The 14911-nt window shown below is 60.6% G+C and carries 12 protein-coding genes; 2 read left to right on the top strand and 10 right to left on the bottom strand.

Translation table 11 applies throughout. The features are described 5' to 3' along the window. Positions 1–45: 45 nt before the first annotated feature. From ACLH0H_RS15910 to ACLH0H_RS15895, 4 genes are all read right to left on the bottom strand, one after another. Positions 46–1377, bottom strand: coding sequence for a dicarboxylate/amino acid:cation symporter (locus ACLH0H_RS15910; RefSeq protein ID WP_076949593.1), 1332 nt, complete (start codon positions 1375–1377; stop codon positions 46–48). Positions 1378–1815: 438 nt separating this feature from the next. Beyond that, on the bottom strand, positions 1816–3162 hold the full coding sequence (locus ACLH0H_RS15905; protein WP_411378726.1) for an ATP-binding protein: 1347 nt from the start codon (positions 3160–3162) through the stop codon (positions 1816–1818). Further along, a complete protein-coding gene (locus ACLH0H_RS15900) occupies positions 3159–3836 on the bottom strand; it encodes a response regulator (RefSeq protein WP_411378725.1) in 678 nt (225 codons plus the stop codon). The genes ACLH0H_RS15905 and ACLH0H_RS15900 overlap by 4 nt, the downstream gene beginning before the upstream one ends. Before the next feature lie 18 nt (positions 3837–3854). Further along, on the bottom strand, positions 3855–4163 hold the full coding sequence (locus ACLH0H_RS15895; protein ID WP_411378724.1) for a hypothetical protein: 309 nt from the start codon (positions 4161–4163) through the stop codon (positions 3855–3857). A gap of 128 nt (positions 4164–4291) precedes the next feature. Between ACLH0H_RS15895 and ACLH0H_RS15890 the strand changes: the two genes are divergently transcribed. Then, complete coding sequence (locus ACLH0H_RS15890; protein ID WP_411378723.1) at positions 4292–5008, top strand: 4'-phosphopantetheinyl transferase family protein; 717 nt, start codon at positions 4292–4294, stop codon at positions 5006–5008. Between the two features lie 83 nt (positions 5009–5091). Here ACLH0H_RS15890 and ACLH0H_RS15885 read toward each other — a convergent pair whose 3' ends face one another. Together ACLH0H_RS15885 and ACLH0H_RS15880 are read right to left on the bottom strand one after the other, a co-directional pair. Next, positions 5092–6702, bottom strand: a complete 1611-nt coding sequence (locus tag ACLH0H_RS15885; RefSeq protein WP_411378722.1) for an ATP-binding protein — start codon at positions 6700–6702, stop codon at positions 5092–5094. Further along, positions 6699–7424, bottom strand: a complete 726-nt coding sequence (locus tag ACLH0H_RS15880; RefSeq protein ID WP_411378721.1) for a response regulator — start codon at positions 7422–7424, stop codon at positions 6699–6701. Before ACLH0H_RS15880 ends, ACLH0H_RS15885 begins: the two co-directional genes overlap by 4 nt. Positions 7425–8102: 678 nt before the next feature. Between ACLH0H_RS15880 and ACLH0H_RS15875 the strand changes: the two genes are divergently transcribed. After that, the gene (locus ACLH0H_RS15875) at positions 8103–11000 is read left to right on the top strand and encodes a ribonucleoside-diphosphate reductase subunit alpha (protein ID WP_076949600.1); all 2898 of its coding nucleotides are present in this window, start codon (positions 8103–8105) and stop codon (positions 10998–11000) included. A gap of 88 nt (positions 11001–11088) precedes the next feature. Here the strand turns inward: ACLH0H_RS15875 and ACLH0H_RS15870 are convergent, their stop codons facing one another. The 4 genes from ACLH0H_RS15870 to flgC form a co-directional block, all read right to left on the bottom strand. Then, positions 11089–12201: a hypothetical protein gene (locus ACLH0H_RS15870; protein WP_411378720.1), complete on the bottom strand. Its 1113-nt coding sequence runs from the start codon at positions 12199–12201 to the stop codon at positions 11089–11091. Between the two features lie 184 nt (positions 12202–12385). Further along, positions 12386–13693 (bottom strand): flagellar hook protein FlgE, encoded by a 1308-nt coding sequence (flgE, locus tag ACLH0H_RS15865; RefSeq protein WP_411378719.1) that lies wholly within the window; start codon positions 13691–13693, stop codon positions 12386–12388. Positions 13694–13724: 31 nt separating this feature from the next. Then, on the bottom strand, positions 13725–14450 hold the full coding sequence (flgD, locus tag ACLH0H_RS15860; RefSeq protein WP_411378718.1) for a flagellar hook assembly protein FlgD: 726 nt from the start codon (positions 14448–14450) through the stop codon (positions 13725–13727). 16 nt (positions 14451–14466) lie between these two features. Next, a complete protein-coding gene (gene flgC / locus ACLH0H_RS15855; protein ID WP_076949604.1) occupies positions 14467–14910 on the bottom strand; it encodes a flagellar basal body rod protein FlgC in 444 nt (147 codons plus the stop codon). Between the last annotated feature and the right edge of the window lies 1 nt (position 14911).

Raw genomic sequence — 14911 nt, 5'->3', positions numbered from 1 at the left:
GGCGTTTGTGTGTTGCTGACGGCGTTAGTTCACGCCATCTGCCACTTACTTGACCACAGGTGCCGGGCCTTCGGCCACACCCAGGTCATCGATTTCGCGGGTTTCCGAGATACCGGTACCGCCGGACGCCAGCTCGCTCTGCAGCTTGTCGGTGTCCAGTTCCTTGACCCACTTGGCCACAACGAGGGTGGCAACGGCGTTACCCACCAGGTTGGTCAATGCGCGGGCTTCGGACATGAAGCGGTCGATACCCAGGATCAGCGCCAAGCCGGCAACCGGCAGGTGACCAACGGCGGACAGGGTTGCAGCCAGTACGATGAAACCACTACCGGTCACGCCTGCAGCGCCTTTGGAGGACAGCAACAGCACCAGCAGAAGGGTGATCTGGTGGGTGATATCCATGTGGGTGTCGGTCGCCTGGGCGATGAACACGGCCGCCATGGTCAGGTAGATCGATGTACCGTCCAGGTTGAACGAGTAGCCGGTCGGGATCACCAGGCCAACCACGGATTTCTTCGCGCCCAGACGCTCCATCTTGATCAGCATGCGCGGCAGTGCCGACTCGGAAGACGAAGTACCCAGCACGATCAGCAGCTCTTCACGGATGTAGCGGATCAGTTTGATCACGCTGAAGCCGTGGGCGCGGCAGATACCGCCCAGCACCACCAGCACGAACAGCAGGCAGGTGATGTAGAAGCAGATCATCAACTGGCCCAGTTGCACCAGCGAACCCACACCGTAGGCACCGATGGTGAACGCCATGGCGCCCAGGGCACCGATAGGCGCGAGCTTCATGATCATGTTGATGATGTTGAACATCACGTGGGCGAAGCGATCGATGAAGTCCAGCACCGGCTTGCCATAGGCACCCAGGCGATGCAGGGCGAAACCGAAGATCACCGAGAACATCAGCACTTGCAGGATGTCGCCGTTGGCGAAGGCGCCGACGATGGTGTTCGGGATGACGTTGAGGATAAAGCCGACGATGCTCTGGTCCTTACCGGCGGTGACGTAGGCCGCTACTTTGGAAGCGTCCAGCGTCGCTACGTCGATGTGCATGCCGGCGCCCGGTTGCACGACGTTGACCACGATCAGGCCGATCAGCAGCGCAATGGTGGAAACGACTTCGAAGTACAGCAGCGCGTAGCCGCCGGTCTTGCCGACCGATTTCATGCTTTGCATGCCAGCGATGCCGCTGACAACGGTGCAGAAGATGATCGGGGCGATGACCATTTTGATCAGTTTGATGAACCCGTCACCCAGTGGCTTGAGGGCCACGCCGGTCTGCGGGTAGAAGTGACCGAGCAAAATGCCGATTACGATTGCAACGATCACCTGGAAATACAGGGATTTATAGATTGGCTGACGAGTCGTCATTGCAAAGTTCCTCAATCGTCCCGTGTGGCAAATATCCGCCATTGCCCACGACACTTGAATTGCGAACCCTCCTGCACTGGAGGGATTTGTTGTTTGCGAGACCGGAAGGGCCAGGCCTGCGCTGTAGTCCTTATCGCAAACGCCGTGCCACTTTGCTGAAAAAGGTTGGAGGCCTTTGGACATCAGGGCTTCGACCGTTCATGCCCCCTCACCAGCGCCGATTCAAGTGGCGGTTTTCCGCCGGACTGTCCGATCCCATCCTACAATTTGGCGGATATCCGCCTTGTGATTCTATCGGGGAGGTGTGCTGCCTCTACTGGCGCTTTCGCGAACAAGCCCGTTCCCACATTTGGAATGTATTCACCATTTTAAGTGTGGGAACCCGGTCAAATGTGGGAGCGGGCTTGCTCGCGAAGAGGCCTGCACCGCCAATGGAGATCACAAGGCCGGAAAATGAATCTTGAACGCCGCCCCGCCCAACGGTGAATCGACCAAAGTCAGCCGCGCGCCGTAGCTTTCAATGATGTCCTTGACCACCGCCAGCCCGATCCCCTGCCCCGGATGCTGGCGGTCCAGCCGTTCGCCCCGCTGCAGGATCCGCGCACGCTGGTCCGGCGGTACACCCGGCCCATCATCTTCTATACACAGCTCACTGCCTTCCTCGCTCTGCACCAGGCTGATACGCACTTGGCTCAAGCACAGGCGATAGGCGTTTTCCAGCAGGTTGCCGAGCAATTCGAGCAAGGCGCCCTTCTCGATGGGCACGTCGCAGTCTTCCGGCAGCTCGTAGGACACCGTAACGCGCTTGTCGCGGTAGACCTTGTCCAGCGTGTCGCACAGGCTTTGCAGCACCGGGGCCAGGCGCACCTGGTGGCGCACCAGGCCGCTTTTGCGCAGGCTGGCGCGTTGCAACTGGTAGCTGATCTGCTGGCTCATGCGCTCGATCTGTGACTGCAGCACCCAAGCCTGCTCGCGGTCTTCGGGGCGCTGGGCCATGTCTTCGCTCACGCCCTGCAGCACCGCCAGCGGGGTTTTCAGGCTGTGGGCCAGGTCGTCGAGAGAGTCACGGTAACGCGCACGTTGTTCGCGCTCGCTGTACAGCAAACGGTTGAGGGAGCCGGTGAGGCGCAGCAGTTCGCGCGGGTGTTGTTCGGAAAGACTCTCGCGGGTACCGCCTTCGATCTGGTCGAGTTCCTGGCTCAGCCGGCGCAGGGCTTGCAGGCCCCAGGTCAAGCCCAGCCAGAGCAGGGTCAGCAACACGAGCAGCGCCGCGCCGAAGCCCAGGTAAAGGTTTTCGCGCAGGCCTTCGAGGGTCAACTGGTATTCGCGCACCGGTTGCAGGGCCACGATGCTGAACGCGGCACTCTTGCCGCCCAGCAGCCTGACCTCGACGTCATACACGAAGAATTCCTGGCCATCGGCCTCGCGAATCCGTGCAAACTCATTGCCGCGCCCGTCGTAGCGCGGCTTGTAGTTGATGTTTTCTTCCTTGGTCGCCCGCGAGCGCCAGACCAGGTGGCCTTCGCGGTCATAGATGTAGCCGAGCAGCCGGCTGTCGGTGAGGTTGAAGCGTTCGTCCGGTAGCTGCGCGGGCATTTGCAGGTGGTTGTTCTCCACCCGTGCGGCGGAAATCAGCGTGGTGACGTCCGACGCCAGGCGCTGCTCGATGGAATCCTGCAACGCCAGGCTGAAAGCCCCCTGCATGGCGGGCAACAAGCCCAGCATGAACAGCACGGCCAGGGTGGCGGCCGCCAGCATCAAGCGCACGCGTAGCGAGCGAATCAACGGCAGCGCTCATTGAACAGATAGCCCAGGCCACGCACGGTGTCGATCGGCTTGAACCCGGCCGGGCCTTCCAGCTTGCGGCGCAGGCGCCCGACCAACACTTCGATGACATTCGGATCGCGCTCGTCGTCATCGGGGTAGAGCTGTTCCATCAAGCGGTCCTTGGGGACCACCTGCTGGTGATGGCGCATCAGGTATTCAAGGATGCGGTATTCATAGGCCGTCAACGCCAGCGGTTGTTCGTCGAGGGACGCCTGCTTGCGGTTGAGGTCCAGCAATAAGGGCCCAGCGACGATGGTCGACTGGGTAAAGCCACTGGAGCGGCGCAGCAAGGCGTTCATTCGCGCCTCCAGCTCTTCGAACTGGAACGGCTTGACCACGTAGTCGTCGGCGCCGGCGGCCAGGCCTTCGACCTTATCCTGCCAGTTGCCACGAGCCGTGAGGATCAGGATCGGGAAGGTCTTGGCCAGGGTGCGCAGCTGGCGGATCAGGTCAAGGCCGCCCATGCCGGGCAGGCCCAGGTCGATGATCGCCAGGTCGTGGTTGAACTGGCCGGTCTGGTACAGCGCCTCTTCGGCATTGGCCACGGCTTCGACCACATGGCCGCTGTCGGTCAGGCGGGTAAACAGGTGATGACGCAACAGCGCCTCATCTTCCACCACCAGCAATTTCATAAGGCTCTCCAAGGCAAATCAACTGTCCGACAGAGGGATATCATAGCGGCCCTGCAGGTCTTGCGGGCGCAGTTTAATGCCATTGAACTGGCCGCTCAGGTGTTCATAGCCGGCGCGGTAACCCGGCTGCGCGGTTGCCAGGCCCAGGGACTGGCCCCAGGGCGTCGCTTGGCTGCCAACGTTTTCAAAGCTCACACGCTGGATCAGGCTGCTGGTTTTCCTGGTTTTTTCCCTGCCGAACTCGGCGAACCCACCTTCAGCGGCCTGGGCTCCGGCGGTGGCACTGAGCAGGGTCAAGGCCAGTATCAGCTTTTTGATCGCAGTCATGGTGTGTTACCTCATACGCGTTTTGGCTGTTGCGCTCAGCCTACGCAAACGCCGCTGAACTGCCCCTGAACAAGCGCCGAACCGCTGCAGGCTATGCGCGGCAAACGCAACTGTGCAAAATACCGCCCATGAATCCCCTACCTGCTTGCTGCACCCCGCTTGACACCCACTGGCCGCTGCCCGAACCCTTGCCCGGCACGGTGTTTTTCAGCACGCGTTTTGACCCGGCCCTGTTAGCGGCGGGCGATTTCCAGCGCAGTGCCGTGCCGCCGCCGGCCAGCATCCAGCGCTCGGTGGCCAAGCGCCAGGCCGAGTTTCTGGCCGGCCGGCTCTGCGCGCGCGCTGCGCTGCAACAGCTCGATTACCTCGACTGCATCCCCGCCATCGGCAAAGACCGCGCGCCGGTGTGGCCTGTCCCTATCAGTGGTTCGATCACCCACAGTACCGGGCATGCCGCGGCGATTGTCGGGCGCAAGGCGCAATGGCGCGGGCTGGGGATGGACCTGGAGAATCTGCTGTCACCGGAGCGGGCCGAGCGCTTGGCCGGGGAAATTCTGACCGCGGATGAATTGCAGCGCATGGGTGCGCTGGACCGCGAACAGATCGCCTTGGTGGTGACATTGACGTTTTCGACCAAGGAGAGCCTGTTCAAGGCGCTGTATCCGATCGTGGGCAAGCGCTTTTACTTTGAGCATGCCGAGGTGTTGGAGTGGTCAGGGGCCGGGTATATAAGGCTGCGGTTGCTGACGGACCTGTCCAGCGAATGGTGCCATGGCAAGGAACTGGTGGGGCAGTTTGCGGTGGATGGGGGGCAGTTGTTGAGCCTGGTGGCTGTCGGCGCCTGATAGATCGCTATCGCAGGCAAGCCAGCTCCCACCTTGGAATGCACTTTAACCTATGGGAGTCGGGCTTGCCCGCGATGGCGATGTCAGGGTTTTCCCTGCTCCCTGGGCCAGCTCAGGCTGAAGCACGCCCCACCCAGATTATTGCTCTTGCCGATCAGCGCCCGCCCGCCGTGCCAGTAGATGATCCGCCGCACGATCGACAACCCCAGGCCATGCCCACCCGAGGCGCGGGTGCGGCTGTCGTCCAGGCGCAGGAACGGCGTGAAGATGCGCTCCCAAGCGCTTTGCGGCACGCCCGGGCCGTCGTCTTCCACATCGATGCGGCAACGCACCTGGCCCACCTGATAACTGATCAGGACCCGACCCTGGGCGTGACGCATGGCATTGCTCACCAGATTCTGCAGGGCACGGTGCAGGTAACGCGGTTCGGCGTCGACCCAGGCGTCGTCCCAATGCGCCGAAGACAGGCAGATACCTCGTGCCACCTCTATCTGCGCACGCAATGGCGATAATTCGCCGATCACCTGATCAAGCAGCGCATTGAGGTCGACCCGCTGGAAATTCAGTGCCGGCGAGCCTTGTTCCAGGCGTGCGTAAGTGAGCATTTCGTCAACCAGGCCATCGAGGTCCTGGATATCGCTGTCCATGCCGTCCAGGTATTTACGCCGCGCCTCGGCGGTGGTGGCATCGCCGACCATCTCCAGGCCGAAACGCAGGCGCGCCACCGGAGTGCGCAGTTCGTGGGACACCGCGCGCACCAGTTCGCGCTGGATCGCCAGCAACTGCTGCAGGTGCTCGGCCATGCCGTTGAACGCTGCGGCCAGGCGCCCTACCGAGTCGGCGCCGCGAGCCGGTACGCGGACCTCCAGATTGCCCTGGGCGATGCGGGTGGCGGCGGCTTCCAGGCCCTTCAAGCGGCGCTCCAACTGACGCACCAACAGATAGACGATCAACCCGATCAGGGTCAACCCGATCAAGGCAATCAGGATCAGCCAGTGTGCCGGGTAAGGGTTCATCTGATACAGCGGGCCGATTTCCAGCACCCACGGCGTACCGACCATGCCGGCAAACACACGGATGGAATCGCCGCCCTTGCCCAGAGCCATCACCGTATCGCCCTCCGATACACGGCGGCGCTGGTCTTCGTCCATATCGGCCTGGTCGAGCCTTATCAGGTGCATATCGAAGCCAAACCCCTTGGCCTCTTTTATATCCGCCAGCCGCTGTGGCTGCTCGGCCACCGGGAAGCGCACCAGTTCGTCAGCGAGCAGGTAGATCGTCGCGCGCGCCAACTGTTCGCTGATTTGCTGCACTTCGCCTTCGAGCACAAGCGGCTCCTGGCCACCGACCCAGCGCAGTACCCGCGCCGCATGAGGGCCGGTCTGCTCCACCAGCACCTGGCCGCGTTGCAGGCGATTGCGCTGGCTCAGGTCCAGCGGCGTATCGGCGAGGGCGCGCAATGCCAGCGGAATTCCCAGCAACCGCTCCCACACCGCCAGGGCACGCTGGCGTTCGATGGGGCTCATGGGCTGCAAGTTGTCGCCCATCAAGGCAAAGGTGCCGTGGGCCAGGCGCTCGCGGTATTGGCCGCTGCGCACTTCGTTGAGCAGGTGCAATGCCAGCACGCCGAGCAGCGCCACGAGAATCAACGCGGCACACATGCCGCCGTAGATACGCAGGAAGATCGAGTTCACAACGGCGTGTCGGCGCAGGCTTCGGGGACGAACAGGTAGCCTTTGCTGCGGATGGTCTTGATCAGGCGCGGGTGGATCGGGTCATCGCCGATTTTCGGGCGAATCCGTGAGATGCGCACGTCGATGGAGCGGTCCTGGCCGTCATAGCCGATGCCGCGCAGGGCGATGAAGATCTCTTCGCGGGACAGGATTCGCCCGGCATTCGCCACCAGCAGCCACAGCAGGTCGAATTCGGCGCTGGTCAGTTCGATACCTGCAGTATTCAGCCAGGCCTCGCGCAGGGCGTTGTCCACCACCAAGGGGCCGAACTGCAGACGGCGCTGATTCTCCACGGCCACAGGTTCCGCCGGTTCGCTGCGCCGCAGCAAGGCCTGGATGCGTGCCAGCAGCAAACGCGGGCGCACGGGTTTGTACACATAGTCGTCGGCGCCCATGTCCAGGCCCAGCACTTGGTCCATGTCGTCGGTGCGCGCGGTGAGCATCAGGATCACACCGTCATAGCGCTCGCGCACTTTGCGGCAAATGCTCAAGCCGTCTTCGCCGGGCAGCATCAAGTCGAGAATCACCAGGTCCGGCTGCTCGGCAATGATGCGCGTCGCCGCCAGCGCGCCGTCGCCTTCCACCGAGACCCGCAGGCCATGGCTCTGCAGGTATTCGCGGGTCAGTTCGGCCAGCCGCTGGTCGTCCTCGACTATCAGTATTTGCCAGGCTTCCTGCTCCATGCGCTACCTCATTGTTATTGGATTTTTTGGCTGGCGCGGTCGAATGTGGGAGCGGGCTTGCTCGCGAAAGCGGTGGATCAGTCAACTTATCTATGATTGACACAACGCCTTCGCGAGCAAGCCCGCTCCCACATTTGGATCTTCGCCACGCGCACACCTAATTTGTCATGTTTGGAGGGCATAACGGGGGTCGATTGTAGCCATGCTCCAACCCTCAAGCACAAGCCGGGAAATGCATTCGGTGAACGCGTTTTTTTGTGATAGGGTTCGCGCCCTTCGAAAATGGCCGGGTTGTTTTTGGTTCGAAACATTTAATGACAAACGGTGCAATACCGCTGCAATGCGGCCTACACGCCCGTTTGACCTTTCTTACACATTTTACCCACAGCGTTATCCACAGGTTACTCCGTTGCTAACCCCTCGAAAACGCATTATCTTGTACCTCGGCGCTCAAGTAGACCCTACATGTAGGGTTTTCAACTAAAGCGCCCAACCACACAAGTGGCTCGAAACTCAAGCGTTTTATTGCTTGCGCAGCGTTGAACAAACAGATTTTCAGTAGACCAAACCGCTCACGCGGATGGCAGCTGTTCTCCATCCCGACATGGAAAACGGTACGGGTGTTGCAGGAAAAACCTGACACTCGCAATCAAATATAGAACGTGGAGACAACCCCCCATGCAAACCGACACAACTCGCGAGAACCCGCAAGGCTCCGTGCCGCAGGCTGCTGATTCGAACCAGGATCTGGCCGCCACCGCACCTGGCCAATTGCGCGTGATCAAGCGTAACGGCACTGTCGTTCCTTACACCGATGACAAAATTACCGTCGCCATCACCAAAGCGTTCCTTGCAGTTGAAGGCGGCACCGCTGCCGCTTCGTCGCGCATCCACGACACCGTTGCCCGCCTGACCGAACAAGTCACCGCCACCTTCAAGCGTCGCATGCCTTCGGGCGGCACCATCCACATCGAAGAAATCCAGGACCAGGTCGAACTGGCCCTGATGCGTGCCGGCGAACAGAAAGTCGCCCGCGACTACGTGATCTACCGTGATTCACGCGCCAAGGAGCGTGCCGTGCGCACCCCGGCCGAAGAGGCTGCCGTACAGGCTCACCCGTCGATCCGCATCACCCTGGCCGACGGCAGCTTCGCGCCGCTGGACCTGGGCCGCCTGAACACCATCATCACCGAGGCCTGCGAAGGCCTGGAAGAAGTCGACGGCGACCTGATCCAGCGCGAAACCCTGAAAAACCTGTACGACGGCGTGGCCCTCACCGACGTCAACACTGCCCTGGTGATGACCGCCCGTACCCTGGTTGAACGCGAGCCGAACTACTCGTTCGTGACCGCGCGCCTGCTGATGGACACCCTGCGCGCCGAAGGCCTGGGCTTCCTGGGCGTGGCCGACAGCGCCACCCACCACGAGATGGCCGACCTGTACGCCAAGGCCCTGCCTGCCTACATCGCCAAGGGTATCGAATTCGAATTGCTCAACCCGATCCTGGCCACCTTCGACCTGGAAAAACTCGGCAAGGCGATCAACCACGAGCGTGACCAGCAGTTCACTTACCTGGGCCTGCAAACCCTGTACGACCGTTACTTCATCCACAAGGACGGGATCCGCTTCGAACTGCCGCAAGTGTTCTTCATGCGCGTGGCCATGGGCCTGGCGATTGAAGAGAAGCACAAGGAAGACCGTGCGATCGAGTTCTACAACCTGTTGTCGTCCTTCGACTACATGTCGTCGACCCCGACCCTGTTCAACGCCGGCACCTTGCGTCCACAGCTGTCGAGCTGCTACCTGACCACCGTGCCGGATGACCTGTCGGGCATCTACCACGCGATCCACGACAACGCCATGTTGTCCAAATTCGCCGGTGGCCTGGGCAACGACTGGACCCCGGTGCGTGCACTGGGTTCGTACATCAAGGGCACCAATGGTAAATCCCAGGGCGTTGTACCGTTCCTGAAAGTGGTGAACGACACCGCCGTAGCCGTGAACCAGGGTGGCAAGCGCAAGGGCGCCGTGTGTGCCTACCTGGAAACCTGGCACATGGACATTGAAGAGTTCATCGAGCTGCGCAAGAACACCGGTGATGACCGTCGTCGTACCCACGACATGAACACCGCCAACTGGATCCCCGACCTGTTCATGAAGCGCGTCTTCGATGACGGCCAGTGGACCCTGTTCTCGCCGTCCGAAGTACCGGACCTGCACGACCTGACCGGCAAAGCCTTCGAGGAACGCTACGAGTACTACGAAGCCCTGGCCCAGTACCCTGGCAAGATCAAGCTGTCCAAGACCATCCAGGCCAAAGACCTGTGGCGTAAGATGCTCTCGATGCTGTTCGAAACCGGCCACCCATGGCTGACCTTCAAGGACCCGTGCAACCTGCGCAGCCCGCAGCAGCACGTGGGCGTGGTCCACAGCTCGAACCTGTGCACCGAGATCACCTTGAACACCAACAAGGACGAGATCGCCGTTTGCAACCTGGGCTCGATCAACCTGCCGAACCACATCGTCAACGGCAAGTTGGATACCGCCAAGTTGGAACGTACCGTCAACACCGCCGTACGCATGCTCGATAACGTGATCGACATCAACTACTACTCGGTGCCACAGGCGCAGAACTCCAACTTCAAGCACCGTCCGGTCGGCCTGGGCATCATGGGCTTCCAGGACGCGTTGTACCTGCAGCACATTCCTTACGGTTCGGATGCGGCCGTCGAGTTCGCCGACAAGTCCATGGAAGCGGTCAGCTACTACGCGATCCAGGCTTCCTGCGACCTGGCCGACGAGCGCGGCGCCTACGAGACGTTCCAGGGTTCGCTGTGGTCCAAGGGCATCCTGCCGCTGGACTCGCAACAGATCCTGATCGAACAGCGTGGCCAGAAGTACATCGACGTTGACCTGAACGAGTCCCTGGACTGGGCACCGGTACGTGCCCGCGTGCAGAAAGGTATTCGTAACTCCAACATCATGGCCATCGCACCGACCGCGACCATCGCCAACATCACCGGCGTATCGCAGTCGATCGAACCGACCTACCAGAACCTGTATGTGAAATCGAACCTGTCGGGCGAATTCACCGTGATCAACCCGTACCTGGTTCGCGACCTCAAGGCCCGCGGCCTGTGGGACTCGGTCATGATCAACGACCTGAAGTACTACGACGGTTCGGTGCAGCAGATCGAGCGCATCCCGCAGGAGCTCAAAGAGCTCTACGCGACCGCCTTCGAAGTGGACACCAAGTGGATCGTTGACGCGGCCAGCCGTCGTCAGAAGTGGATCGACCAGGCGCAGTCGCTGAACCTCTACATCGCCGGCGCTTCGGGCAAGAAGCTCGACGTGACCTACCGCATGGCCTGGTACCGTGGCCTGAAAACCACCTACTACCTCCGTGCCCTGGCCGCGACCAGCACCGAGAAGTCGACCATCAACACCGGCAAGCTGAACGCTGTGTCCAGCGGCGGCAACCACGGTGATGATTCGGTACTCGCCGCTCCAGCCGGCCCGGCACCCGTGCCTAAGGCTTGTGCGATCGATGAGCCGGATTGCGAAGCTTGCCAATAAGCTGAGCGGGTTTCGGGCTTAGCTGCCCGCGACTTGAAAACCGATCAACCCTGCACAGCTGGGTTGATCGGTTTTTTTTGCCTGTAATTCAGGTAAGAACGGTGATGATGCCTTGGCTGTGAGCCGTATTATTTCCCCTCTGGCCCCACAGCTCCAGACGATTGGTAATAACCGCCATGGAGTGTCCGCCGTACTCCCACGTACCCACGGCACCGTTGCGTAGATCGGCTTCGAAGCCTGGCATGTGGTGGTTTTTCAGACCCAGCCGGTCCAACCCTTCCCGCGAATGCTCACCGTCGTTCAGACTTTTCAGTGCGTCGGTAAAACTACGACGGGCATTGTGGTCGTTCTCGTCCCAGCCACCCGCGTTGCCTTCCATTTGCGCCCGTTTCGCGCTGGCCGCATACATGAAATTGGCATCGGTCATCATCGCCGGATCATCTCCCTGGAACCTCGCATTCTCGGCAGCTTGCTTCACTTCATCCTTGGATACATGCAACTTGAAACCATCGCGCATCGTCACGTCATAGCCATCGCCAGATTCCTTTACGTCCTTGAAAACATCGGTCGGCTTCTGGCCAAAACGCATCATCGCGGCCTTGATCGACGAAACAGTGACGCAATTACCATCCTCTCCCTGCTTGAAACCACTCCAGATGTTGCCGGGCTCATTACCGGTGCCTGGTTTTTTCCCTGGGTTAGAGAGGTCAGGTTTGTAGTTATAGTGGTTGGCCCCCTCGGTAAATGGCTTGGTGTTCATCGGTTGGCTGGGGCCAAAATCACTCGGATTGACAGGCCTCCCACCGCCCCCACCGCCGCGCTGCATAGGCGGCGCCGGTGGTGTCGGCGTCTCATCATCCATCTCCGGAAACAGACTTTTCATCAGACGCCGCAGAAATTCCATCCAGGATGAATCTGCCTGCTCCATCAGCGCCTTCATGATCTCCTTGAATTTTTCATCGCCCAGTTCTTCGCGCTTCTTATCCAGCTTGTCGCGAAGATCCTGAACGGTCTGGTTCTTGGAGGTTTTTTCAGCGTCCAGCAACTGTGCCAGCAATTGCCTGATTGACTCAGTGTCGGCGCGCGTGTCGCCCTTGCCGGAGTCCTCCAGGGTTTGCCGCCCTTGCAATCCGGCATACATCGTTGCGTCATAACGGCTGCTGGTTGCCGCACGCCCTTCCCACACTGCATAACCTGACATATTCACCTCATTCGCAATCGTTGGACGATCGACGTCCGCTGAAGCGTCTGTGGCGACTGGAGAATAATGCGTTCCAGCGCGATGCCTCTTCCAAACAGAACCATCACGAACGAAACGACAGATCAAAAAAAACCCCTCGAGATGAGGGGCCTTTCAAGACAGCGCTGAAGCATCAGCGTCGTTATCAGGTCATCTGAATGATGGTCTGCATGATGGTGCTCTGGGTGGAGATGGTCTTGGCGTTCGCCTGGTAGTTGCTCTGGGCCTTGATCAGGTCCACCAGCTCGTTGGTCAGGTTGACGTTGGAGTTCTCCAGGGAGTTGGCCACGATCGAGCCGAGGGTACCGGCTTGCGGGGTGTCGTAACCCGGCTGGCCCGAGGCGAAGGTCTCTCTCCAGGCGGTGCCGCCCGATGGCTGCAGGCCTTGCTCGTTGTTGAAGCTGGCCAGGGAGATCTGGCCGATGGCCTTGCTCTGCTGGTTGCTGAACGTTGCGAACAGTACGCCGCTGCCGTCGATTTTCAAACCGGTGATCTGGCCGGTGGCGTAGCCATCGGTGACCGGTGGGTTGCGGTAGCTGGCCGAATTGTACTGGGTGATATTGGACATGTTGACGGCAATACCACCTGGGTTGGCGGCAGCGCCGTTATCTGCCCAAACCCCATTGACCATGGCACCCGGCTTCCAGTCAGCGATGGTCAGGGTGGTGTTGGAGACGGTAGCCGGCGGCGTTGTGATCGTCGAAAGCGTGCCTGCGGTATCAAATGTCAGCAGCTTTCCTACAGGCGGCGTGGCGGCCAGCGTCGATCCATCCGGGTTGCGCCCGTCGATCGTGGTGTAGGACATCCACTTGTTGGAATCGGTCTTCACCATGTACTGGACCATCGAGTGCGCGTTGCCCTGGGTATCGTACAAGGTGGTGCTGTATTGCGTGGTAAAGGTGCTGGTGTCGGACGGATCGAACGGCTTGGTGGTCTGGTTGATCGCCGGTTCCGAAGAGTTCAGGTTGCTGGTGGAATCCACCTTGCTGGACGCCTTCGGCGGCAGGTTCGACAGATTCAGCTGCAGGTCGACGAGGCCGCCCTTGGTGACCTTGCCGTTCTCATCCGCCGCGTAGCCTTGCAGGCGCGAGGTCCCGGTGTTGTTGGTGATGTAGCCGTCCTTGTCGGCACGGAAAGCGCCGCTGCGGGTGTATTCCAGCGAACCGTCGCTGCCCTTCTGTACGAAGAAGCCGCCGCCCTGGATCGCCATGTCCAGCACGCCGCCGCTGCCATTGACGTCACCCTGGGTGAACTGCTGGGACACGGCCGCCAGGTTCACACCGTTGCCGATGCTGTTCTGGCCGGTACCCAACTTGGACGCGGCGTAGATGTCGGCGAATTCCGCGCGGGACGACTTGAAGCCAGTGGTCGCGACGTTGGCAATGTTGTTGCCGGTCACGTCCAGTTGTTTGTTGGCCGCATAGAGGCCGCTAAGGCCGATGTTAAAAGACATGTTTCTCTCCCTCTGCCGTAGTTAGCCGGCTCTATGTACCGATAGTCTGAATTTGCGACAGCTTGACGCTGCCCATGCCGCCTGCAAGGTTCAACAGCATTTCGCCGCCGGTCTTGCTCAGGGTCACGCTCGTTACCGTCGCCGGCAGCGAAGTGGCCAGGGCAACGGCGTCGCCCTTGTCGTTCTTGGTGGTGGCCGTGAAGGTGTAGGTGCCCGCGGGAGCGACCTCGCCCTTTTCGTTCTTGCCGTCCCAGATAAAGTCGGAAGTGCCCGCGCTCTGGGCGCCCGTATCGATAGTGCGCACCACATTGCCGTCTTTGTCGGTGATCTTGATGGACACGTTGCCCGTGGCCGCCGTGACGGCCACCGAGCCGGTCATGCTCTTGCTGGTATCGACCAGCGCCTTGTCGGTCTGGGTGATGATCGAACGTCCTACCAGCGACGACGCCTGCAGCGCTTGCGAAGAACTGAAGTTGCTCGAGATGTTATTCACCGAGTCGTTCAGGGTGTTGATGCCTTCCAGGCTGCTGAACTGCGCCAGCTGGGCCACGAACGCGCCGTTGTCCTGTGGCGACAGCGGGTTCTGGTTTTTCAGCTGGGTCACGAGCAGTTGCAGGAACGCGTCCTTGCCCAGCGACTGGCTGCCCGTCGCCGTCTTGGTGGCGTCGCCGACGCCGCTGTTATTCGTGGCAGTCTTGACCTTGTTGTTGAAAAGGTCCTGGACTGCCGTATTGTTTGAAGTATCAACGATGGCCATTATTTGGCGCCCCTTATCACTGACCCAGGGTCAGGACCTTCTGCATCATGGTTTTGGCGGTGTTCATCATTTCCGCGTTGGTCTGGAACGAGCGGCTGGCGGAAATCATGTCGGCCATTTCCTCGACCACGTTGACGTTGGGGTAGTAGACGTAACCCTTTTCGTTCGCGGCGGGATGGTTGGGTTCGTAGCGGGCTTCGAGGTTACTCTGGTCTTCAACCACGCCGAGTACCTGCACGCCGGAGCCTGCGGCGCCCTGGTCCTGGAACAGCGAATCGCTGCCGCCGTTCTGGCCGCCCTGGAACATGGTGGCAAACACCGGGTGACGGGCGCGGTAGGTCTGGTCAATGCTCGAAGACACGGTCTCGGCGTTGGCGATGTTACTGGCGACGGTGTTCAAGCGCGTGGTCTGCGCGCTCATGCCACTGCCGGCAATATTGAAAACACTGGACAGGGACATG

The sequence above is a fragment of the Pseudomonas sp. MPB26 genome, assembly GCF_046605355.1.
Classification (GTDB): Bacteria; Pseudomonadota; Gammaproteobacteria; order Pseudomonadales; family Pseudomonadaceae; genus Aquipseudomonas; species Aquipseudomonas cedrina.
The sequence above is the reverse complement of the archived record's forward strand: the minus strand, read 5'-3'. Positions and strand labels throughout refer to the sequence as shown.

What these genes read in the sequence shown, in the direction of transcription:
- ACLH0H_RS15910 (WP_076949593.1), bottom strand. Translation starts at nt 1,377, where the DNA reads ATGACGACTCGTCAGCCAATCTATAAATCCCTGTATTTCCAGGTGATC.
- ACLH0H_RS15900 (WP_411378725.1), bottom strand. Translation starts at nt 3,836, where the DNA reads ATGAAATTGCTGGTGGTGGAAGATGAGGCGCTGTTGCGTCATCACCTG.
- ACLH0H_RS15895 (WP_411378724.1), bottom strand. Translation starts at nt 4,163, where the DNA reads ATGACTGCGATCAAAAAGCTGATACTGGCCTTGACCCTGCTCAGTGCC.
- ACLH0H_RS15890 (WP_411378723.1), top strand. Translation starts at nt 4,292, where the DNA reads ATGAATCCCCTACCTGCTTGCTGCACCCCGCTTGACACCCACTGGCCG.
- ACLH0H_RS15880 (WP_411378721.1), bottom strand. Translation starts at nt 7,424, where the DNA reads ATGGAGCAGGAAGCCTGGCAAATACTGATAGTCGAGGACGACCAGCGG.
- ACLH0H_RS15875 (WP_076949600.1), top strand. Translation starts at nt 8,103, where the DNA reads ATGCAAACCGACACAACTCGCGAGAACCCGCAAGGCTCCGTGCCGCAG.
- ACLH0H_RS15870 (WP_411378720.1), bottom strand. Translation starts at nt 12,201, where the DNA reads ATGTCAGGTTATGCAGTGTGGGAAGGGCGTGCGGCAACCAGCAGCCGT.
- flgE (WP_411378719.1), bottom strand. Translation starts at nt 13,693, where the DNA reads ATGTCTTTTAACATCGGCCTTAGCGGCCTCTATGCGGCCAACAAACAA.
- flgD (WP_411378718.1), bottom strand. Translation starts at nt 14,450, where the DNA reads ATGGCCATCGTTGATACTTCAAACAATACGGCAGTCCAGGACCTTTTC.
- flgC (WP_076949604.1), bottom strand. Translation starts at nt 14,910, where the DNA reads ATGTCCCTGTCCAGTGTTTTCAATATTGCCGGCAGTGGCATGAGCGCG.